The sequence below is a fragment of the Acinetobacter sp. 1424608 genome, assembly GCF_000588255.1.
In the GTDB taxonomy this organism is placed as follows: Bacteria; Pseudomonadota; Gammaproteobacteria; order Pseudomonadales; family Moraxellaceae; genus Acinetobacter; species Acinetobacter nosocomialis.
The window spans coordinates 104572-125904 of the sequence record NZ_JFXL01000011.1 but is presented as its reverse complement, the minus strand read 5'-3'; the positions used below and the strand labels follow the sequence as shown (position 1 = coordinate 125904).

At 39.0% G+C, this 21333-nt stretch carries 22 protein-coding genes; 16 read left to right on the top strand and 6 right to left on the bottom strand.

What is annotated here, in order from left to right; translation table 11 throughout:
- Positions 1-30: 30 nt before the first annotated feature.
- The gene (gmk, locus tag J678_RS15950) at positions 31-660 is read right to left on the bottom strand and encodes a guanylate kinase (protein WP_002051739.1); all 630 of its coding nucleotides are present in this window, start codon (positions 658-660) and stop codon (positions 31-33) included.
- Between the two features lie 122 nt (positions 661-782).
- Between gmk and ispH the strand changes: the two genes are divergently transcribed.
- The 12 genes from ispH to rplS all read left to right on the top strand — a co-directional run bounded on the left by ispH (position 783) and on the right by rplS (position 11654).
- Complete coding sequence (gene ispH / locus J678_RS15945; RefSeq protein ID WP_002051768.1) at positions 783-1733, top strand: 4-hydroxy-3-methylbut-2-enyl diphosphate reductase; 951 nt, start codon at positions 783-785, stop codon at positions 1731-1733.
- A 168-nt stretch (positions 1734-1901) separates the two neighbouring features.
- Positions 1902-2351 carry a GspH/FimT family pseudopilin gene (locus J678_RS15940; protein ID WP_025467929.1) on the top strand — a complete coding sequence of 150 codons (450 nt, stop codon included), beginning with the start codon at positions 1902-1904 and terminating at the stop codon, positions 2349-2351.
- Positions 2348-2848 carry a type IV pilus modification protein PilV gene (gene pilV / locus J678_RS15935; RefSeq protein ID WP_079377472.1) on the top strand — a complete coding sequence of 167 codons (501 nt, stop codon included), beginning with the start codon at positions 2348-2350 and terminating at the stop codon, positions 2846-2848. Before J678_RS15940 ends, pilV begins: the two co-directional genes overlap by 4 nt.
- Before the next feature lies 1 nt (position 2849).
- Complete coding sequence (locus J678_RS15930; RefSeq protein WP_031955976.1) at positions 2850-3887, top strand: PilW family protein; 1038 nt, start codon at positions 2850-2852, stop codon at positions 3885-3887.
- Positions 3884-4666, top strand: coding sequence for a pilus assembly PilX family protein (locus J678_RS15925; RefSeq protein WP_031955975.1), 783 nt, complete (start codon positions 3884-3886; stop codon positions 4664-4666). Before J678_RS15930 ends, J678_RS15925 begins: the two co-directional genes overlap by 4 nt.
- A gap of 15 nt (positions 4667-4681) precedes the next feature.
- A complete protein-coding gene (locus J678_RS15920) occupies positions 4682-8353 on the top strand; it encodes a PilC/PilY family type IV pilus protein (RefSeq protein ID WP_031955972.1) in 3672 nt (1223 codons plus the stop codon).
- A gap of 13 nt (positions 8354-8366) precedes the next feature.
- Positions 8367-8843 carry a type IV pilin protein gene (locus J678_RS15915; protein WP_031955970.1) on the top strand — a complete coding sequence of 159 codons (477 nt, stop codon included), beginning with the start codon at positions 8367-8369 and terminating at the stop codon, positions 8841-8843.
- On the top strand, positions 8837-9301 hold the full coding sequence (locus J678_RS15910; RefSeq protein ID WP_031955969.1) for a type IV pilin protein: 465 nt from the start codon (positions 8837-8839) through the stop codon (positions 9299-9301). The genes J678_RS15915 and J678_RS15910 overlap by 7 nt, the downstream gene beginning before the upstream one ends.
- A 147-nt stretch (positions 9302-9448) precedes the next feature.
- Positions 9449-9700, top strand: coding sequence for a 30S ribosomal protein S16 (rpsP, locus tag J678_RS15905; RefSeq protein ID WP_000260334.1), 252 nt, complete (start codon positions 9449-9451; stop codon positions 9698-9700).
- A gap of 19 nt (positions 9701-9719) precedes the next feature.
- Entirely contained in the window at positions 9720-10268 is a 549-nt protein-coding gene (rimM, locus tag J678_RS15900; protein WP_004711694.1) for a ribosome maturation factor RimM, read from the top strand.
- A 46-nt stretch (positions 10269-10314) separates the two neighbouring features.
- Complete coding sequence (gene trmD, locus J678_RS15895) at positions 10315-11070, top strand: tRNA (guanosine(37)-N1)-methyltransferase TrmD (RefSeq protein WP_002051760.1); 756 nt, start codon at positions 10315-10317, stop codon at positions 11068-11070.
- A gap of 215 nt (positions 11071-11285) precedes the next feature.
- Complete coding sequence (gene rplS / locus J678_RS15890; RefSeq protein WP_002051668.1) at positions 11286-11654, top strand: 50S ribosomal protein L19; 369 nt, start codon at positions 11286-11288, stop codon at positions 11652-11654.
- A gap of 50 nt (positions 11655-11704) precedes the next feature.
- Here the strand turns inward: rplS and J678_RS15885 are convergent, their stop codons facing one another.
- Positions 11705-12646, bottom strand: coding sequence for a lipase family alpha/beta hydrolase (locus J678_RS15885; protein WP_079377478.1), 942 nt, complete (start codon positions 12644-12646; stop codon positions 11705-11707).
- 114 nt (positions 12647-12760) lie between these two features.
- Entirely contained in the window at positions 12761-13795 is a 1035-nt protein-coding gene (locus J678_RS15880; protein ID WP_031955964.1) for a lipase secretion chaperone, read from the bottom strand.
- 153 nt (positions 13796-13948) lie between these two features.
- Between J678_RS15880 and truB the strand changes: the two genes are divergently transcribed.
- The 3 genes from truB (at position 13949) to J678_RS15865 (ending at position 16305) form a co-directional block, all read left to right on the top strand.
- Complete coding sequence (gene truB, locus J678_RS15875; RefSeq protein WP_004711706.1) at positions 13949-14854, top strand: tRNA pseudouridine(55) synthase TruB; 906 nt, start codon at positions 13949-13951, stop codon at positions 14852-14854.
- Positions 14855-14873: 19 nt separating this feature from the next.
- Positions 14874-15650, top strand: coding sequence for a sulfite exporter TauE/SafE family protein (locus tag J678_RS15870; RefSeq protein WP_079377473.1), 777 nt, complete (start codon positions 14874-14876; stop codon positions 15648-15650).
- 211 nt (positions 15651-15861) lie between these two features.
- Positions 15862-16305: a hemerythrin domain-containing protein gene (locus J678_RS15865; protein ID WP_002051715.1), complete on the top strand. Its 444-nt coding sequence runs from the start codon at positions 15862-15864 to the stop codon at positions 16303-16305.
- A 7-nt stretch (positions 16306-16312) separates the two neighbouring features.
- On the opposite strand, the gene J678_RS15860 is transcribed toward J678_RS15865, so the two are convergent.
- The 3 genes from J678_RS15860 to serA all read right to left on the bottom strand — a co-directional run bounded on the left by J678_RS15860 (position 16313) and on the right by serA (position 19482).
- Positions 16313-17176, bottom strand: coding sequence for an EamA family transporter (locus J678_RS15860; protein ID WP_031955961.1), 864 nt, complete (start codon positions 17174-17176; stop codon positions 16313-16315).
- A 90-nt stretch (positions 17177-17266) separates the two neighbouring features.
- Positions 17267-18151: an EamA family transporter gene (locus tag J678_RS15855; protein ID WP_004884668.1), complete on the bottom strand. Its 885-nt coding sequence runs from the start codon at positions 18149-18151 to the stop codon at positions 17267-17269.
- 98 nt (positions 18152-18249) lie between these two features.
- Entirely contained in the window at positions 18250-19482 is a 1233-nt protein-coding gene (serA, locus tag J678_RS15850; protein WP_002051786.1) for a phosphoglycerate dehydrogenase, read from the bottom strand.
- A 378-nt stretch (positions 19483-19860) separates the two neighbouring features.
- Between serA and J678_RS15845 the strand changes: the two genes are divergently transcribed.
- On the top strand, positions 19861-21270 hold the full coding sequence (locus J678_RS15845) for an FAD-binding oxidoreductase (protein ID WP_002051720.1): 1410 nt from the start codon (positions 19861-19863) through the stop codon (positions 21268-21270).
- Positions 21271-21333: the final 63 nt, after the last annotated feature.

Genomic DNA, 21333 nt, shown 5'->3' with positions numbered 1-21333 from the left:
AGTATAAAAGGCTTTCGTTCTAGACTCAAGTTATTCCTGTTTTGGTTGAGGAGTAATCAAGTCCTGAATTAATGCTTGGTGTCTATTTGCTTGTTGAGATAACACTAAGCGGTTTGCAGTAATTACTGCTTCAAGCTCATGAAGTGCTTTATTAAAGTCATCATTAATAATAATGTAATCAAAATTTACATAGTGTTGCATGTCTTCCACAGCACAGCTTAAGCGATGTTCGATAACTTCCACAGAGTCTGTGCCACGGTTAGATAACCGTTGACGTAAATCGAATTGAGTAGGTGGTAAAATAAAGATCTGTTTAGATTCAGGAAAGAGTTTACGTACTTGCTCAGCACCTTGCCAGTCAATTTCAAGCAAGACATCATGCCCTTGAGCTAATTGTTGTTTAACAGTTGCTTGAGAAGTGCCGTAGTAGTTACCAAATACTTCAGCGTATTCAATAAATCCACCTTGATTTACTTGGTCTAAAAAGACATCTTTTGTTGTGAAATGATAGTGAACACCATCTAACTCACCTGGTCGTTGACCTCGGGTAGTATGCGAAACTGAAACATGTAAATTGCTCACACGGTCAAGTAGGGCTTTCACCAAAGATGTTTTGCCCGTTCCTGATGCAGCAGAAACGACAAACAATAGACCCGACATGATATTTTTCCTGATATGATAAAATATCTTCGCTATTGTAGTGTACCGTGCGTTTAAACTGAATAGTTTTAACTGCAAATATTTACGAGAACTTCCCCTGTTTTATTAATTTTGAGGCTGTTATGGAAATTGTGTTAGCTAATCCGCGTGGTTTTTGTGCCGGTGTTGATCGAGCCATAGCAATCGTCAATCGGGCTTTGGAATGTTTTAATCCACCTATTTATGTGCGTCATGAAGTTGTACACAATAAATTTGTGGTAGATGACTTACGTCAAAGAGGGGCTGTTTTCGTTGATGAGCTGGATCAAGTGCCAGATGATTCTATTGTAATTTTCAGTGCGCACGGAGTTTCAAAAGCGGTTCAGCAAGAAGCAGAGCGTCGAGGTCTCAAAGTTTTTGATGCGACTTGTCCGCTTGTTACGAAAGTGCATATTGAAGTGACTAAATATGCCCGTGAAGGTACAGAAGCGATTTTAATTGGTCATGAAGGGCACCCAGAAGTTGAAGGAACAATGGGGCAATATGACAAATTAAAAGGCGGTGACATTTATTTGGTCGAAGATGAAGCCGATGTAGCAGCGCTTGAAGTCAGACATCCAGAAAAATTAGCTTTTGTTACACAAACGACTTTATCTATTGATGATACTGCGAAAGTCATTGATGCTTTGCGTGCGAAGTTCCCTAAAATTCAAGGGCCACGCAAAGATGATATTTGTTATGCAACTCAAAATAGACAAGATGCCGTACGTGATTTAGCTGAAAAATGCGATGTCGTATTGGTTGTTGGATCACCTAATTCATCAAATTCGAATCGTTTACGAGAGCTTGCTGAACGTATGGGGAAAGCTGCTTATCTAGTAGATAACGCTGATCAGCTTGAACAATCATGGTTCAATGATACTTGTAAAATTGGCGTTACAGCAGGCGCTTCTGCTCCAGAAATTTTAATTAAACAAGTGATTCAACGTTTACAGGATTGGGGAGCCCAAGCACCTAAAGAGTTAGAAGGGCGTGAAGAAAATATTACTTTTAGTCTTCCTAAAGAGTTACGTATTCATGTGACTCAAGCATAAAATGTGACTTGTTTAACATACTGATTTTAAAAAATTTAAACAGATAATTGTCAAATGACGGTTATCTGTTTTTTTATACCCTTTATCTGGTTTGTATTCGTTTTGTAAAAGTAAAACGTAAAATTTATATAGAAATAAAAAGTTTTAAATTTATTTGGGGTTATGGGGATGAGGGGAATTACTCCGCAAGAAGGGTTCACCTTAGTGGAACTCATCGTAACAATTGCAGTCATGGCTATTATTGCTGTGATGGCTGTACCAATGTTTGGGGATATGTTGAATAATCAAAATTTGAATAGAAGTTCAGAAGATCTAGTTTCAAGTATAAATCAGGCACGTATGAAAGCTATAGTCGAGCGTAGACAAGTAAAAGTGCAATTAAATTCTACGTATGTGGCAGATAGTGATAATCAAATTAATTGGGTACCAAGCGGAAAAGCTCAATTAAAAACGGGATCTAATACTTCTATAGTATTTTTAATGTCCGGTTTGGTAAAAGATGCAACCGGAGATACAACTTTTGAAATTTGTAATACGGCATCTGGTAATAAATCAAAAATTATTAATGTTTCAAGAATGGGATCAATTCAGTCAATCACAATGGGGACATGTTCATGAAGAGCCTTGGACACCAGCGTGGTATGGGGATGATTGAAATTCTAGTTGCTTTGCTGATTTTGGCAATTGGTATTTTAGGCTTTATTGCTCTGCAGTATAGAGCGTTAGAAGCAAGTGCAGAAAGTACATCACGGGTACAAGCAATTACATTAGCGCGCGATCTTGCCGAGCGTATGAGAGTTAATCGTAATTCTTTAACTGTATATAACCAGCAACTTCAAGATGCCAGTAAACAAACAGACTACGCTAAAAATTGCTTTCAAAACAATTGTACTGATACAGAGCTAGCTGATTTTGATGTTGCTCAGGTTGTAAAAAGTGCATCTTCTTATGGTATGACTATGAATATGATTGCCTGTCCCCAAACTAACAATCGTCAATGTATTTATATTGCATGGGGAGATACTAGTGCAACGAATGGTCCTGGTGTAGGAGATTGTACTCAAGATACTTCATATAACAATAATTCAACATGTGTGATTATGGAGGCCTATTAAAATGAAAAAAAATCAGGGGTTTACATTAATCGAACTCATACTTTCGTTAGCTTTAGGTCTGATAATTACAGCCGCTGCAATATTATTGTTTTTGACTAGTCAAAAAAGTTTATCAATGCAAATAGGTGTTTCCGATGTACAGGATAATGCTAATTTTGGGCTTAACTATTTAACCCAAGATATCCGCCTTGCGAATTTAAATAACCCTAAAGCAGTTATTAATGATCAAACAGCGTACGGTGGTATCGTCTTAACCTCTGCAGTTAACTCAGCTAAAGATGCTGCTAATGAGCCTCTTAGTAATCTTTATAAAACCATTGTTGGTGTAACAGCCAGTACTAATTTACTTTCACGCAGTCAAGGCGATAGTGTTGGTAGTGGTAATACTTGGACTGGAGCATCAAACGTCCAAAGTAATGGAAGTGATATTGCCAGTGATCAACTCGTTATTCAATATGTACCGCAATATACAATTGATACAAAAGGTACAGCAACTCAAGCTGACGATGAATATATAGGTGGTACAGATTGCGAAGGAAACAATTTGAATTTTCCTCTTGCAAGTGGACGCCAAGTTATAGTTGAACGATATTTTCTACGTAAAGATGCTAATAACACTACTGATGAACCCAATCAACCCTTAGCACTAGCTTGTGATGCCGGTTATTACCCATTAACGGGTAATCCAACTGCTATCACACGTTATGGGGATGCGGGTGAAATTATAATGAAACGCGTAGATTATTTCCGAGTTTTACTGAATGTTCAGGGGAGTTCAGGGCGACGTTATATTTCAATACATGATTATTTGAGTTTAACAGCTCCTCGTCCACGTATTGTTTCGGTACAAATTGGATTATTAACTCGTTCATTGCAACCAGTCGGTGCAGAAGTAGCAATTAAAGATGATCAAAAATTTTCAGTATTGGATCAAACGATTATAGTTAAAAAGCCTACAAATTCTACAAAAAAATATGTGCGGCAAGTGATATCACAAACCATCGCTTTACGTAATGTAATCGGGGAGCGTGGTGAATGAAACTGAAGCAGGGTGGTTCAGCCTTAATTGTTGTACTTATTTTTTTAGTCGCAATTATGATTATTGGAACAATAGCAATTCGTAAGGGATTGATTAATCTAAATATAGCAACAAATAGTCAAGTGCAACAATTGATATTGCAAAATTCGGATGCTTCTTTTTTTCAGCTCGAGAATCCAACCAACCTAATTCAAAGCTTAAGTGCGACAGGTTTATTTGGTTATATCAGCAATGCAAATGACAAAAATAAAGAATTAGTTTTTTGTTATCGCGGAGATCAAAGTGACTTTTTCAATATTGGTCGTGCAAGTTTAATGCAGTGGGTGGATGGAAATAGTGCACCTACTAATAATGCTTTAGGTACAGATGGATACTGTGATGCAGTTGATACAAAGAATAACTGGTTTACCAGTGGTCGTAAGGCAGTCATGACCCAGGTTGCAGTCAAATTCTCCACTGTGGGGGAAGATGACCCTTTTTATGCTCGAACTCGTGGCCTTGATGAAAAAGAAGGACAAGTCCAAGAGGCGAAACGAGTTAAAGTATTTGCTGTGTCATTAATGCCAAGTTTAAGTAGTGTTAATCGTGCTGATATTAATAAGTGTCTACAACAACACATGAGTGAAGTGACACTCCCAGATGGAACGGCAGCGCCAGATGTTACTAATAAATCCGACTTAGATAATCCTTTAAAATCAGTAGCAGAGTGCTTAACCAGCTTAAATGTCCCATTTACTACGAACGTTACTGAATACACTATTGCACAAGATTTTAATTAATTGGGGAAAATAATAATGGATAAGAAAGACTTAATTTTTTCATATAATTCAAAACTTCTAACAAGTGCAGTAGCTGCTTTATGCACTGGGTTAGTAGCGAGTAGTGTAAGTCAGGCCAGTGATATTGATATTTATCAAAAAGCAAAAGCTGGTGATATTACTTTAATGTTTGTATTGGATATTTCAGGTTCTATGGGATATCCACAGCTTCAAAATGATGCTAGTGCCTGTGATATCCCCAGTAATGTTGTGCAGACAGGTTATAGTAATGTGTTGTCTAGTAATGGTGTTGCCGAATATAAGCGCTATTATTGCACTGCAACTGCTCCAACTTATTATTATATGAAGTATGGGTCATCTTGGTATAGCTGTGGTAATTCGAGTTCGCAAAGTGATTGTACAACTAGGTTAAAGAGCGCACCTTCTACTAGTGGTTTGACCTCAATGTCTGCAAACTATAGTACTTATTACTATAAGGCTGGTCCAAATACTCAATATCCTGACCGTATTACTCGTGTAAAAGATGGCATGATTGATCTACTTAACGGTAATACTAGTAAAGGAATTTTACCTGTTTCTGATGATAAATTGATTGGTCTTACTACTTTCTCCCGTCCAACACAATTTAATACTGCTGGTGAGCCGACTGCTGCAGACAATTTAACGGGGCAGGTCCGTATTCCAGCTCGACGTTTAGATGCAGTCGTAAATGGTAAAACTCAAAGAAGAATACTAATAGAAGAAATTGCAAAACTTGGTGCTAGAGGAGGCACTCCTACAGCTAATGCTTATGCAGAGGCTGCTGCTTCCTTAATGGGTACTACCACTCAAGGACTAAGTAATAGTGGTTTTAACTATGCGGGTGCAGGTGCAACCAGTGGAGGGAGCTATGTACGTCCCGATAGTATTACTAAACAAATGACAGGAACCACTACACAGTGCAGTGGTCAAGGTATTTATGTTTTAACTGATGGTGATCCAAATGGAAACTCTTCAGCATCAGGATTAATGAAGAAAGCTTTAAGCGGTAAAACATTTGCTTGTACGGATAGCGATACAGGCTGGAATTGTATTCAACAGTTTTCACAATTTTTACTAAATAATGGTAGTAACCCTGTTGGACTAAAAATTAAAACAGCTGTTGTTGGTTTTGGAAGTGATTTTAATATTATTCCATCTTTTAATAGATCACTTTCTTTAGCAGAAAACTTGGCAAATATTGATAACTCTACTGCATCGGCAAATCAGAAAGAAGCTGCGAAATGGGGTGTTAATGCAAGTGGTGGTTGGTATTCTGGTTCAAGCTCTCAAGATGTTGTAACTAGTGTAAATGCATTTCTTGGAGATTTAGGTTCGGAGATTCCAGCTGTAACTACAGGTTCACCTACTATTCCTAAAGATAGTCTTAACCCAGCTGTATTACAAAAGCAGGCTTATTTTCCTCAGTTTCAACCGACTCCAGATAAAAACTATCAACTGTGGGCGGGTAATCTCAAAAAATATGCAGTAGTTAATGGTGTTCTAAAAGACCGTGATAATACTACTTTAATCAGTACAGCAACTGCTACAAAGGGCCAAATACTTCCAAATCGTGATTTTTGGGCATATATCGATAATGATACTACAAATGATAATGCCGACTCCAATACACCTGGGAGTAATAGCTACACTCTAAAAGGGGGAGCATGGTCACAGCTACTCTTGACAATGAATCAAACAACACAAGAGAACCGTAATCTTTTGACGAATCGAAGTGCAGACGGTACAACGACAACAACACTAAGACAAATTAAAAAGTCTGATTTAACTGATACGACTTATCAAACTGATGGGAAACGTGGTTATTTAATGGCTTTGCTTGGGTATCCAATGACTGTGACTCAAGCAAAGGATCCTGATCATTTAGTTCTTAATGCTACTCCATCCACTTCTTTAAGACAGATTGGTGCGTTAATGCATTCCTCACCACTATTAATTACCAATAGTGGCCAAATTACATATACAAACGGCATAATTGATACTCAAAATCGTGAAGACTATGTCTTGTTTGGCACAACACAGGGGCTTTTACATATAGTCAAGGCTGGTAAAAATGATAGTACTTCTGTGGATAGTAATGGCGGAAAAGAAGTATTTACCTTTGTACCAAATGAAATGATCGAGAAACAACCCGAAGCATTTTTGAAAAACGATGCTATGAATGGAGGAGTCGATCAATTATATTATGGTATTGATGGACCTTGGGCTAGTTATACTCAATATGTATTAGATAGTAGTCGAAAAGGACTCACTGTCGGTAAAGGCTATGGTTCTCAAGAAGGTAAACAGATCGTGTATGGCGGTTTGCGAATGGGGGGACGTAGTTATTATGCACTCAATTTGCAAGATATGAGTAATCCAAAGTTACTGTTCCAAATATCTCCTGATGAACAGAAAACCTATTATAACGGTTCAACTACTACTTATGCTGCATTAAGTAATATGGGCCAAAGTTGGTCTAAGCCGAGCATTGGCTGGGTAAATTGGAAGAAAAGCGATGGTAAAACTACTGAACGTAAACGAGTAATGTTTGTTGGCGGTGGTTATGATGAAGGCTATGAGAGTGATACCTATAACCCGAGCATTAGCCAAGGCGCAGGTGTATATATGTTTGACGCTGATAACGGTAAGCTCCTTTGGTGGGCTAGTGCTAAAGCGACTACAGCTCAAGGTGCCGAAGCTTATACTCAATCTAATAATTTAAAATATAGCGTAGTAAGTGAAATTCGTACCGAAGATCGAAATGGTGATGGTTTGATTGATCATCTTTATTTTGGTGATTTAGGTGGTCAACTATTCCGTATCGATTTAGATAACACTGCGGCAACAAATGCAAGCTTTGCTAAGCCTCCACAATTATTATTGAATTTAAATAATGGCGCTGCTAGTCCACGTTTCTATGAAATGCCTGCATTTTCAGTGTATGACTATAATGGCACAACGTTTGCCGTTGTTTCTATTGGTAGTGGTAATCGTAGTAAACCCTTAGCTCAGTATGCCTCGGGCCAAGGTTATAATTATGATGCGGTATATAATATTTACGATAAAGATGTAGCAGATAGAAATTTATATAAAGCTGATTTTGTATATCAAACCCCAATCACAAATACTAATCAATTGGGGGAAATTACTAATTCAAACTGGAATACATATGATGATGGTGCAGTCGCTTTACTATCTGCTACCCGTGGATGGTTCTATCAATTTAAGTCCACCAATATTCAAGATGTTAAAGTATTTTCAACACCAATCGTATTAAATCATCGTATGTTTGTTTCTACTTTTGATGGTGGAAAAGCAGGTATGTCTGGAGATTGTGGAGCAGGAGTAAAAGGCGAAAGCTTTTTAAATCAGTTCTGTATGCCTTTTGGACAATGCAGTAAATCGACCCTAGCAGCTGATAATGATAATGTTCAGTGTGCGCCTGGTACAAGTTGTTCACAGGGGGCGGGTATTCAAGATACTACTGTTGTAGATGATGGCGGCGTTGGTGGCGGCGGTGGCGGTGGCGGTGGCGGTAATGAAAGTACTAATAATAAGAACTATTGTGTAAATATGGGTAATCGTGGTGTTACTACTATTGGCGGTATTATTGCCTCGAACAGTAGTAAGATGTGTTTAATACCACAGCGTTGGTATGTCCGTTAGGAAGGAATAGGTGATGAAAGGTAAATTCACGTATTCTTTAGGCTTTACTCTTATTGAGCTAATGATCGTAGTCGTGATTGTTGCTATTTTTGCTGCAGTTGCAATACCTTCATACCAAGCTTATGTTTTAAGAGCGGATGCTTCACGTGCGCAGCAACAAATGCAACAGATCGCAGTGCAACTCTCACGTCAGAAATCTAGAAATTTTAATTATATAGGTTTCTCTACAGGGGCTACAACCCCAGTAATTTTGCCTGTTGGGGCAACTGGTAGTGCTATTAAATACCGAATAACTGTGCGTGATGGTGACGATACAACGAAAACCTTAACAGATCCTACAGCTTTAGGGCAAAACTGGGTGATTCGAGCAGAGGCTTCAGATCCTAATAATTTTACTTATTTGTTTACTAGTAACGGATTACGTTGCAAGAATAAAGCCACTAGCAATGTTACTTATATAACTTGTGGCACTGGAGCTGAGCCGTGGTAAATAAAATAAAAGGCTTTACATTAATTGAGCTAATGATTGTTGTAGCTATTATCGCGATTTTAGTGGCGATAGCTTACCCCTCTTATCAAGAATATATTCGTCGTACTAATCGTGCGGATATGCAAACTACGTTGCAACAGATTGCTATGCATATCCAACGCTACAAAATTGCAAATTTTAGAGTAACGGGTGCAACGAGTTCTGATTTAAATATTGCCACTTCTTATCCTATACAAGGCACACCTCTTTATACAGTCAATTTGGCTCCAGTGACAGCTGGAGCTTTAAATGCGGAAGCATGGATATTGACCGCGACGCCGATTGCAAATACTTCGCAGTCCGGTGATGGGCATATTGTTTTAAATTATCGTGGTGAGCGTTGCTGGACAAAGGGAACTGATATTAACAGTGGTACGGCTTGCGTTCCTTCTGCAACATCGAATTGGGATGGTAAATAAATTTAAATTCAAAACTGCGGATAACTCAAAATTTAATCTTTCTTTCAGGGTGAAAATCACGTAGAATGTCGCCCTCTATGAAAGGGGTTTGAAGTGTTGCCGATGGTCGGCGCAGGGATAATCCGTAAGAATTATAAGGCTTTTATCATGGTTGTTATTCGTTTAGCACGTGGCGGCGCAAAAAAACGTCCATTCTATCAAATCGTTGTGACTGATAGCCGCAATGCACGTGATGGTCGTTTCATCGAGCGTATCGGTTTCTTTAACCCAACTGCACAAGGTCAAGCAGAAAAACTTCGTTTAGACGCAGACCGTTTTGCTCACTGGGTTTCTCAAGGTGCTCAACCTTCTGAACGTGTTGCTTCTTTGGCTGCTCAAGCTAAAAAAGCTACTGCATAATTATTGTAGTAGGTAGCCCATGACACCAACACAGAATGTTCCCGAAGATCGTATTCAGATTGGACAGTTACGTTCAGCTTATGGATTAAATGGGTGGCTCTGGGTGTATTCCAATACGGAACCCATGAGCAATATGTTTGACTACTTGCCTTGGTACATTGAGACCAAGGCTGGTTGGCAAACAGTTGATGTAAAACGTTGGAAACCACATGGCAAAGGCTTAGTTGTCTCTTTAAAAGGTGTGAGTGATCGCACTGGAGCAGAGAGCTTGGTTGGCGCTAATATCTGGATTGCTAAATCTCAATTGCCAAAAGCAGATGTAGATGAGTACTACTGGTCAGATTTGAAAGGCTTAACGGTGTTAGGACTGGATGATGAAGAACAGGAAGTAAACCTAGGGCAAATTCATGAGTTGTTTGAAACTGGAGCTAATGATGTGATGGTTGTACGTGCTACACCAGACAGCATTGATTCAGAAGAACGCATGATTCCTTGGCATAAAGACGTGGTACAACGCGTTGATCTTGAAGCTGGTCGCATTTACGTCAATTGGGGCGTAGATTACTAATCCTTTTTTAGGGGATTAACGCAGCAGGAAAATAGAGGAGTCTGCGGTGTTTTTTGCAGTCATTACGCTTTTTCCTGAAATGTTTGAAGCGATTACAGCCTACGGGATTAGCGGACGTGCAGCAAAGCGTGACATTGTACAAGTCACTTGTATTAATCCACGTGATTTTGCTGAAGGGAGTTACCGGAGAGTGGATGAACGTCCATTTGGCGGTGGTCCTGGTATGGTAATGATGGCTGAGCCTCTCGCAAAAGCAATTAACCATGCCAAACAACTTGCTTCACAAGCAGGATGTGTTCATGTACCTGTGGTGTATATGTCTCCACAAGGTAAAACTTTAAATGAACAGGCAGTACAGCAGTTTGTTGATTATGACGGCTTGATTGTATTGTGTGGACGTTATGAAGGCGTCGATGAACGTTTGATCCAGCATTATGTTGATCAGGAATGGTCAATTGGAGATTATGTTTTATCTGGCGGTGAACTACCTGCCATGGTGTTGCTTGATAGTATTATTCGCCGTTTGCCGAATGTAATGTCAGATGAGCAATCAGCGATACAGGATTCTTTTGTAGATGGTCTTTTAGATTGTCCGCAATATACTAAGCCAGACCATTTTGAAGGTTTGGATGTCCCTGAAATTTTAAAATCAGGACATCATGCCAACATTGAAAAGTGGCGTTTTTTGCAGCGATATCAACGGACTTTAGAACGCCGACCAGAGTTGGTAGAAAAAGTAGAGTTGACTAAACAGCAAAAAAAATGGCTGAAAGATATACAAGGGAATAGCGGTAATTCTTAATTGCTATTCTCAAGAACGAAAGTTCTAACACAAGACGAGAAGCAATGCTTCGAGTTAAACCATAAGTCTATTTAAATTTATAGATTTATGTGTAATTAAGGCTCTTTACGATTGTCGTAAAGGGAAAGTTAAACGGGTTGATATGCGTTTTTAGCCTCTATCCCCAGCGGAAACTCAGACCTCTTCTGACTCTGCACATATTGGAGATTCCCACAATGAGTGGTAAACATCCTTTAGTTCAAGCTGTTGAAAATGCACAGTTAAAAACTGACCTTCCTGAATTTGCTCCTGGTGACACAGTAGTTGTTCAAGTTAAAGTAAAAGAAGGTGACCGTGAGCGTCTTCAGGCATTTGAAGGTGTTGTTATCGCTAAGAAAAACCGTGGTTTGAACTCTGCGTTCACAGTACGTAAAATTTCTAGCGGTGTTGGTGTTGAGCGTGTATTCCAAACTCACTCACCAGTTGTTGCTAAAATCGAAGTGAAACGTCGTGGTGACGTTCGTCGTGCTAAACTTTACTACCTCCGTGACTTGTCTGGTAAAGCTGCACGTATTCGTGAAAAATTACCAGCTCGTAAAGCGTAAGCTTATACCGAGTAAAAAATGCGCCTTTTGGCGCATTTTTTTATTTGGAATCATAATCCTTGTAGTTTTAAACGATTAGCATGTTGACGATAAACCGAGACTGGGTCTGCTGCAAAAATAGAACGTATACCAAGCACTTGGTTGACTTCATCTAAATGGTTCCAGTTATAGTCATCACGAATAGTCTTACCAAACTTGGCACTACATCTAGAAACTAGTCCATCGTTATCTCCTAGTGGGTCAACAACCAAACTACTTCCTGTTAATGCAATATCAAAAGGATCTAATGGATTTGTGAGTGCTTTATTGCCAGAGAATGAATACATATAGATTCCTTTCTCTTGATAAGCACCTTCACCACAAGACGTGGTAGGGACACCCATCGGAAATTGTGCATTAAACTGTGCCGAGCCTTGAGTTGATAGGCTATGAGCGCCAGCTAAAGAGTCATGCGGATAACTAGTTGGATCTAGGCCTTCTGCCCAAGTAATCGCTGCTGAAAACCAGTTTACTAATGTTGCCAGTCCGGACAGAGGAGTACCCTCAACGTTCAGGATGACATCTGCCATTGGAGATCCTTTGTGAGGTGCTCCGATAGTAGTAAGTGAAGCAACTTTATCTGGCATGATACCAGCGACATAGCGAACTGTTGGTCCCCCGTGACTATGTCCGATCAAGTTGACTTTAGGTTTTCCCGTAATAGCAATAATTTCTTCTACTTGTTGGGCAAGTTGTTCTCCGCGAACTTCGGTTGAGTTAAACGGTGAAACCCTTGTTGCCCAGACATTTCCTCCGTTACGCGCAAGGTCAGGAAGAATCTGATACCAATAATCAAGACCAAGCGTATCTGTCCCAACTCGGCTAAAACCGGCCATACCATGATTAAAAACCAATGGATATTTGGTTTGAGCATAATTCGAATAGACAAATGAGCTTTTTACTTGCTCTGCATTTGTGGCATGGGTTGCTGAAACACTCAGTCCTGAGAGTATTGCAGCACAGAAAAATATTAAGTTCCTTTTCATTTTTTACTCACTATTTTTATTTTGTATGAGCAGCAGCTGTTACTGCTGGATAAGGTTTGGCTCACTTTGAAATAGAAAAGCCTAATAGTTAAATGGTAGTTCACCTCCTTGGTCATGGACTTTTTCAAAAGTTTGAAGACGAAGTTGTTCCTGTGATGAGCTAAATTGTTGTTGGCGTAGTTGTTGAATTGCTTGATTTTTAGCACTATCACTCATATTGCTATTGAGAACTTCATCACGCTGCTTTAAGAAGCCTGTAACTCGCTGTTGCCAAGCATTACGCTGCGTATCTAAAGTTTCTAATCTTTGTGTTGCCTCAGCTCCTACAAGTGCTGTACGCATTTGACGCAGTTCCTCCGCTGAACCATTGCGAGCTTTAATTTGTTTAGTCAGTGTATGCAAATCATCAAGTTTTGATAGTTCTTGCAGATTTTGTTGCCAGTCTGCTGGTAGCTGTTCAAAGCGTTCTTTCAGCTTTTTAGCTTTTTCAATTTCACTTAAAGATGAATCTTCCAAAATTTTCATGCGATCTAATGTGTAGTTCTGATAGATATCTTCTGTTGAAAAGAGTCCTTCAATTTCAGATGCAGAGAAGAAACGCTTTCTAATATCTTGAATTGAACTAAAGATCTTTTGAAAATAATTTTGATCTTGTTGTTTAGATTGAGGTGGTTGAATTTGTGCAAGCTCCTCACGGTATTTTAAATAACGAGTCCACAAGTCAATAACCTGTGAGCGGGCTGGTTCTAAATACTGATCTTGTATGAATTTCTCAAAATGCGTTTTGACTTGTTGTAAATTAGATTCTCCATACTGTGTAATAAAATATTCAAAACAGTCACGGGTTTGGTTATTTACAACTAAATGTTGAGAACTATCAATTTTTAACTGGCAATTAACTTGAGTATCTTGCTGACTTTTACTTAAGTAAGCATTATCACTTGTTATTGAATTTAAAGGTGTTTGATGAGTAGATGTGAAAGTTTTAGTCTCATCCTGATTGAACCGAGGTGAGCTACTTTTCGAATCGGGGCTTAGCCAATATACACATGCGATGAGGCTCAAAATAAAAAATCCGAGCACACACCACAATATCTTTTTCTGCATCCTTTGCATAAAGATATCTTCCTTAAGTTTTAATTTGTTGTTTTTTTACTCGATCATTAATGTGCCATAAAATAAGTGAAAACGCATCTAAATATTCTGAAAATATCTTGCCGAATTTGCTAACATGTCGGCACTTTTTTCTAGCTTTGTGTTCCAGTAAAAATGACGACAAAAAATCAAAAAATTTCTCGTCGCCATATCAGTGGTGTATTTCTATTAAATAAACCATTAGGGCTCAGTTCAAACGCCGCTTTGCAAAAAGTGCGTTGGCTATACCGTGCCCAAAAGGCAGGCCATACTGGCGCATTAGATCCATTAGCGACTGGTTTACTTCCTATTTGTCTAGGAGAGGCCACTAAGTTTTCACATTATTTGCTTGACTCGACAAAGCGTTATCAGACGACTGTTCGATTAGGCCAAACTACAACAACAGGCGATGTTGAAGGCGATATTTTACAAGAACGTCCTATTCCTGTTCTTAGCAAAGAGCTTATTGAGCAAACTTTAGAAAAGTTTAGGGGAGATATTCAACAAGTTCCACCGATGTATTCGGCGTTAAAAAAAGAGGGCAGGCCGTTATATGAGCTTGCCAGAAAAGGAATCGAGATTGAACGTGAAGCGCGCCCAGTTACGATTTATGCTTTAGAGCTTATTGAATTTACCGAAAATAGTATCACTCTAGATGTAACCTGTTCTAAAGGAACATATATTCGTGTGCTAGGTGAAGATATTGGTGAGGCACTTGGCTGTGGTGGTCATTTGACAATACTTCACCGTATTCAAACGGGGCATTTTGAGTTAATCCCAAGTTATACCATTGAATATTTAGAAAGCTTAACGGAAGAGCAAAGAGAAACTTTGTTACTACCAGTGTATGCGCCAATTGACCATTTCTTAAAAATTCAGGTTCCTGAAGGAAGGGAAAAATATTTTTGCAATGGTTTAGAAAGCAATATTGATCATTCTGCGGAAGCAGAAGTTTTGGTTTTTTCGGGTGAACGCTGTTTAGGTTTGGCTGAGATTACTGATAAAAAACGGTTGGTACCTAAGCGTATCTTAAATTTGTAGTAGATGTAGAGTATAGAGCATGGGCATGGAATGGGATGTTATCCTTAGTTTGATCTTTTTTGCGTTTACTGCGGGAGCAATTGATGCTGCCGTTGGTGGCGGTGGACTCATCCAGATTCCCGGCATTATGAGTACTTTCCCGTCCATGCAGACTGCAACGGTTATTGGTACAAATAAAGTTTCATCGATTTTTGGTACGGCATCGGCGGCGTATACGTTTGCAAAAAGAGTGAGGTTGCAATGGAAGCTTTTGGCAGTCATTGCCATTTGTGCTCTCATTAGTTCATTTGCTGGTGCAGCGTGCTTATCACTTATTCCACAATCTGTATTACGCCCTTTTGTGTTTGTAATGCTGATCGTAATTGCTATTTATACCTTAGTAAAAAAGAACTTTGGTCAAGTTCATACTGAGCAAAAAATTACTACGAAAATGCTAGTTTTAGCAGGTATTGGTAGTTTGGCGATTGGCTTTTACGACGGTATTTTTGGGCCGGGTACGGGTAGTTTCTTTATCTTTTTCTTTATCCGCTTTTTACAAGTCGATTTTTTACATGCTTCAGCATTGTCAAAAATCGGTAACTTCATGACGAATCTTGCTGCTTTGAGTTTTCTGATTCCAACTGGTCACGCTATTTTACATATCGGTTTAATGATGGCAGCTGCAAACGTTATTGGTTCTATTGTTGGGGTGCGTACCGCGCTTAAATACGGTAGTGGTTTTGTCCGTATTATCTTTTTAATTTTAGTCAGTATCTTGATTTGCCGTTTAGGGTATCAAATTTTTATCACCGGCTAAAATAGTATTGAAAGTATGAGCTGTCTTTGAGTTCGGTTCATACTTTTATGTATCATTTAAAATTCGAAATATAAAAATCATTACAGAAATTTACTAGAAAGAGAACTGTGTAAAAAATAGTCTCATTTTAAGCTACGTAAACAATATAAATTTCAACGTATCATAAACCTTGAAATAAAAAAGATTTTTTAGCTAAAAAATGAGGAAGAGAATGAATATTTTCGAAGCATTAAGAGAAAGCCATGAAAATCAACGTAACCTTTCTGAACAATTAATCCAGACTCATGGTTTAACTGAAGAACGAAAACAATTATTTGATGCATTAAAAAATGAACTCTATGCTCATTCAGTTGCCGAGGACCGTTATTTGTATATCCCTTTAATGTTTGACGATGTGGGTTTGGATATTACTCGACATGCCTTATCTGAACATCATGAAATGGATGAGTTGGTTGAACAGCTTGAAAAAACGGATATGAGTAGCCCAAGCTGGTTGGCCACTGCCAGACAGTTAAGTGAAAAAGTTCATCATCATTTAAAAGAAGAAGAGCATAAATTTTTTCAACAAGCTGGAAAAATTCTTAAAGACAGTGAAAAAGAAACGCTCGGCAATAAATATTTAAAGGAATATAAAAAGTATAAAAAGCAGCAGTAGATTAAACCTATGCAGCTTTTTTAGTACTTCTTAAAGTAACTCCAATCGAGGCCAGCATTACGCAAGCCAAAGCCACCCATTGCAGCATGCTGATTTCTTCATGAAGTAATAGGAAACCCGTTAATGCTGCCAATGCTGGCGCTAAACTCGTTAGAGTGCCGTAAGTTAATTTATTGAGTTGTTTGAGTGCCATTAAGTCGAGTGCATAGGGAATTGCAGTCGCTAAAACAGCGATAAGTAATGCTTTACCCCAGTACTGTGTCTCAAGTAATGCAGTTGCATTATGCCAAATACCAATTGGTAGTAATGCAAGTGCAGATACGCCGATTCCAATTGTTAATGCATGCATTCCTATATTCTGAGTCACAACTCTATGGCCGAAATAAATATAGAACGCCCAGCAAAGCCCAGCACCTAGAGCACATGCTGCACCTATATATGAGAAATGGTGCTGAACTGGGTTTTGCCAAGGTACCATAAGTGCAATACCTAACATGGCAAGCGCTACCCAAATGTAGTCGCTCTTTTGTTTAATCGAAAGAAGCGCAAGACCTAATGGACCAATAAACTCTAATCCAACAGCAATCCCTTGAGGTAGTTTTCCAAGCGACGTATAAAATAAAATATTCATTAACCCTAAAGATGCACAGTACATCAATAAATCACGCCATTTTAAGTAGGGTAAGCGCGACCAGATTTTCCAAGAGCGAAACATGACCGCAACAATAACTGTGGCAAAACATAACCTTAAGATAGTAACGGTAAGAGGGTCCAAAGCTGCAATAAGTTGCTTGGCAAATGAGGCGCTGATTTGATATGAGACCATCGACAAAATCATGTATAGCACAGCAATAATTGAAAGATTTTGCATGGACTTACCTTAACGCTTCATTTGATATTTAAAAAATAAGAGTGGTTAATTATAGCCAATATTGTGTTTTAACCAGCAGGTTTTATAGCGTTAACCTGCTGTTTTTTCACGTTGTTGACGAGCTTTTTGAGTCGTTATGGTACAACCGACGGAAGCAGTAATAATTGTTGCGAGCGCCAACCATTGGTTCCATAACAGATATTCGCCTAAAAATATAAAGCCAGAAAGGGCTGCAACTGCAGGTTCTAGGCTCATCAATGTTCCAAAGCTTAGTGGGGTTAAATTGCGTAGTGCTAACATTTCTAAAGAAAACGGAAGCGCACTGGCCAAAATTGCTAAGCCAATAAAATAAAAAAGATAGGGCAGCTCTATAACTTGAGCAATTGAGCCTGAAAAAAATGTAATTGGTAAAAGTATGCAAGCACCTATAGCCATACCCAAGCAAACGGTGTGATTACCTGAAATTCCAGAAGGTTTTTGTCCTGCAATAATATAAAGCGCCCAACATGCGCCTGCACTCATTGCAAATAAAACGCCGATCCAATCCAAGCTATGAGCTTGATTAAAAGGAAATAATAAAATGAGCCCAAGAATTGCGAAAGTGACCCATACAAAATCATATTTTTGGCGCGCGTGATATAAAGCCACGCTTAATGGGCCAATAAATTCAAATGCAACTGCAATACCGATCGGCAAACGTTCAAGAGATAAATAGAAAAGAGCATTCATGCCTGCAAGAGCAAAGCCATAAGCCAAAATCGCTTTCCATCGAACCTGACTAAAATTAATCCGCCAGATTTTAAAAATAAAAGCCAGAATACACGCTCCAATACATAAACGCATTGCAGACACTGTCAAAACGGGAAAGCTCTGAAATAAAACTTTAGCTAACGATGCGCTACTTTGGACGCTCAACATAGCAAGAATAAGGAAGCCCAAAGCATGGAGCTGGGATTTCTGGCTTGGACTGGACATTTTATTATTTGATCAATTGGTATACTTTTCACATGATAATGTAAATACCCATAAAAAAGCCACAGACAATGCTGTGGCTTTTAAATTTACAGTTCGAATTAGAACAATACGCGTACGCGAATTGTGCCTTCAACTTCGTGTAATGTATCTAAAGCTTCTTGAGATGCAGAAGCGTCAACATCCATAATGAGGTAACCAATGTCACCTTTAGTCATAAGAGACTGACCAGAAATGTTGATGCCTTGTTCAGCAAACAAGTTGTTGATTTTAGACAATACACCCGGTACGTTTTTATGGATGTGTAGTAAACGGTGTTGACCCGCCGTTAATGGCAATGCGATTTCTGGGAAGTTTACCGCAGAAAGTGTCATACCCTTGTCAGAGTAAGCAACGAATTTCTCTGCTACTTCTAAACCGATGTTTGCTTGAGCTTCCATCGTTGAACCACCAACGTGAGGAGTCAAGATCACGTTGTCTAAACCACGAAGTGGAGACTGGAATTCTTCGCCATTTGCTTTTGGTTCTTTAGGGAATACGTCAACCGCTGCACCAGCAAGGTGACCAGATTTGATTGCATCAGCTAAATCTTCGATTACTACACATGTACCACGTGCAGCATTTAAGAAGATTGCGCCTTCTTTCATTTTTGCAAATTGTTCTTTAGTAAAGAAGTTACGTGTAGACGGAACATCTGGTACATGCAAAGTCACAACATCAGCAGTTGCTAAAAGTTCATCTAAAGAACCCACTTGGCGAGCATTACCCATTGGTAACTTAGTGACTGCATCATAATAAATAACATGCATACCCATGCTTTCAGCAAGAACTGAAAGTTGAGAACCGATGGAACCGTAACCCACAATACCTAAAGTTTTGCCACGAGTTTCAAAAGAACCCACAGCAGATTTGTCCCAACCACCACGATGACAAGCCGCTGACTTTTCAGGAACACGGCGAAGAAGAAGAATTGTTTCAGCAAGTACAAGCTCTGCTACCGAACGCGTATTTGAATATGGTGCGTTGAATACAGGAATACCACGTGCCATTGCTGCTTTGAGATCAACTTGGTTTGTTCCGATACAGAAACAACCTACTGCGATCAATTTATTTGCAGCTTCGAAAACTTCTTCAGTCAATTGGGTACGCGAACGAATACCAATAAAGTGAGCATCTTTAATTGCTTCTTTAAGCGCTTCGCCTTCAAGAGCAGTTTTACGATAGTCAATATTGGTGTAACCCGCAGCGTTTAAAGTATCGACTGCGTTTTGGTGAACGCCTTCTAACAAAAGGAAACGGATTTTATCTTTAGGTAGTGAAAGATGTTGGCTCATTACGGCTCCGCTACAAAGGCCAAATTTGGTGGCGGTATAATAACATACTGGGCAGCGCTATAGATATTTCGTTTATACCATCGCCTTATGGCAATTTTATCTATGTCTAATCACTTCTGTTTATGGCTTGCCGAGCGCTATGAAATATGCTTGGTATTCTTAAAGGCTTAGATTTTCCTTCGGAGCCTGATAAAAACACATTTATTGGTTTTAAACATGTTTTGTAGTGACAGTATCTCTATTATGAACTTTATCGCTTGTGCGGTTACATGTAGAATATAGAAGTTCCTTGAACATTATGGCTTTGCTCAGGTGAAAACCTTGAGAATATGAGGTCATAGTCCCACCACAGTTTACTTCTTGCTAGGTCTGCAAACGATGAATGCTCCAGTCGCTTTAACACCTGAGTTACTCACCCAATTAACAGCAATCGTCGGTGAAAACCGTATTAAAACCGATGCTGATAGTCTCGAAAACTGGGGTAAAGATCATACCAAGCATTTTAATCCGAACCCATCGGTCATCGTTTTTCCATCAACGACTGAACAAGTTCAGGCAGTTGTAAAACTTGCGAACCAGTTTAATGTCGCGATTACGCCATCTGGTGGCCGTACTGGTCTCTCTGCTGGCGCAGTAGCAACCAATGGTGAAATTGTCATTAGTATGGACAAAATGAACCAAATTCTTGAGTTCTTCCCGGCAGACCGTATGGTGCGTGTTCAAGCTGGTGTTGTGACTGAGCAATTGCAGAATTATGCAGAAGAACAAGGTATGTATTATCCGGTTGACTTTGCATCAGCAGGTTCTAGTCAGATTGGCGGTAATATTGGTACCAATGCTGGCGGTATTAAAGTCATTAAATATGGCATGACACGTAACTGGGTGCTTGGTTTAACTGTTGTTACTGGTAAAGGCGACATTTTACGTTTAAACAAAGGCATGGTTAAAAATGCAACTGGTTATGCATTACAGCATTTGTTTATTGGTGGTGAAGGTACATTAGGTTTAGTGACCGAAGCAGAAATTAAACTTGAGCGTCAACCACAAAACTTACAAGTTTTAGTTTTAGGTGTTCCTGATTTTGATGCAGTGATGCCTGTATTACATGCGTTCCAAAAAGATATCGACTTAACAGCATTTGAGTTCTTTGGTGAACTTGCAATGCAAAAAGTTTTAAACAATGGTCATGTACAACGTCCATTTGAAACCGAATGTCCGTTCTATGTATTGCTTGAGTTTGAAGCACCATACGAGCCGATTATCGACAAAGCAATGGAAATTTTCGAGCACTGTATGGAGCAGGGCTGGGTACTTGATGGCGTGATGAGCCAAAGCCTTGATCAAGTAGAGAGTTTATGGCGTTTACGCGAAGATATTTCTGAATCTATTGCACCGTTTATTCCATACAAAAATGATATTTCTGTATTAATTACTCACGTACCTGCATTTATTCGTGAGATTGATGCAATTGTTCAAGAGAACTATCCTGATTTTGAAATTTGCTGGTTCGGTCATATCGGTGACGGTAACTTGCACTTAAATATTTTGAAACCTGAAAACTTAACCAAAGATGAGTTCTTTGCGAAATGTCAGGTGGTAAATAAATATGTATTTGATACCGTGAAAAAATACGATGGTTCAATCTCTGCTGAGCATGGCGTAGGTATGACGAAAAAGCCATATTTGGAATATTCGCGTTCTCCTGAAGAAATTGAATATATGAAAGCTTTGAAAAAAGTATTTGACCCGAAAGGTATTATGAACCCGGGTAAATTATTTGATCTCTAATGCTTTATTAAATAAAAGAAGTTCTGCTAAAAGCGTATCGTAAGATGCGCTTTTTTATTAATT

Excerpts from the sequence above, each read along its gene's own strand:
- J678_RS15930 (WP_031955976.1), top strand. The coding sequence starts at position 2,850 with ATGAAAAAAAATCAGGGGTTTACATTAATCGAACTCATACTTTCGTTA.
- J678_RS15865 (WP_002051715.1), top strand. The coding sequence starts at position 15,862 with ATGAATATTTTCGAAGCATTAAGAGAAAGCCATGAAAATCAACGTAAC.
- J678_RS15920 (WP_031955972.1), top strand. The coding sequence starts at position 4,682 with ATGGATAAGAAAGACTTAATTTTTTCATATAATTCAAAACTTCTAACA.
- J678_RS15925 (WP_031955975.1), top strand. The coding sequence starts at position 3,884 with ATGAAACTGAAGCAGGGTGGTTCAGCCTTAATTGTTGTACTTATTTTT.
- J678_RS15940 (WP_025467929.1), top strand. The coding sequence starts at position 1,902 with ATGAGGGGAATTACTCCGCAAGAAGGGTTCACCTTAGTGGAACTCATC.
- rpsP (WP_000260334.1), top strand. The coding sequence starts at position 9,449 with ATGGTTGTTATTCGTTTAGCACGTGGCGGCGCAAAAAAACGTCCATTC.
- pilV (WP_079377472.1), top strand. The coding sequence starts at position 2,348 with ATGAAGAGCCTTGGACACCAGCGTGGTATGGGGATGATTGAAATTCTA.
- serA (WP_002051786.1), bottom strand. The coding sequence starts at position 19,482 with ATGAGCCAACATCTTTCACTACCTAAAGATAAAATCCGTTTCCTTTTG.
- J678_RS15855 (WP_004884668.1), bottom strand. The coding sequence starts at position 18,151 with ATGTCCAGTCCAAGCCAGAAATCCCAGCTCCATGCTTTGGGCTTCCTT.
- J678_RS15915 (WP_031955970.1), top strand. The coding sequence starts at position 8,367 with ATGAAAGGTAAATTCACGTATTCTTTAGGCTTTACTCTTATTGAGCTA.
- J678_RS15845 (WP_002051720.1), top strand. The coding sequence starts at position 19,861 with ATGAATGCTCCAGTCGCTTTAACACCTGAGTTACTCACCCAATTAACA.
- ispH (WP_002051768.1), top strand. The coding sequence starts at position 783 with ATGGAAATTGTGTTAGCTAATCCGCGTGGTTTTTGTGCCGGTGTTGAT.
- gmk (WP_002051739.1), bottom strand. The coding sequence starts at position 660 with ATGTCGGGTCTATTGTTTGTCGTTTCTGCTGCATCAGGAACGGGCAAA.
- rplS (WP_002051668.1), top strand. The coding sequence starts at position 11,286 with ATGAGTGGTAAACATCCTTTAGTTCAAGCTGTTGAAAATGCACAGTTA.
- J678_RS15860 (WP_031955961.1), bottom strand. The coding sequence starts at position 17,176 with ATGCAAAATCTTTCAATTATTGCTGTGCTATACATGATTTTGTCGATG.
- J678_RS15880 (WP_031955964.1), bottom strand. The coding sequence starts at position 13,795 with ATGCAAAGGATGCAGAAAAAGATATTGTGGTGTGTGCTCGGATTTTTT.
- J678_RS15870 (WP_079377473.1), top strand. The coding sequence starts at position 14,874 with ATGGGCATGGAATGGGATGTTATCCTTAGTTTGATCTTTTTTGCGTTT.
- truB (WP_004711706.1), top strand. The coding sequence starts at position 13,949 with ATGACGACAAAAAATCAAAAAATTTCTCGTCGCCATATCAGTGGTGTA.
- rimM (WP_004711694.1), top strand. The coding sequence starts at position 9,720 with ATGACACCAACACAGAATGTTCCCGAAGATCGTATTCAGATTGGACAG.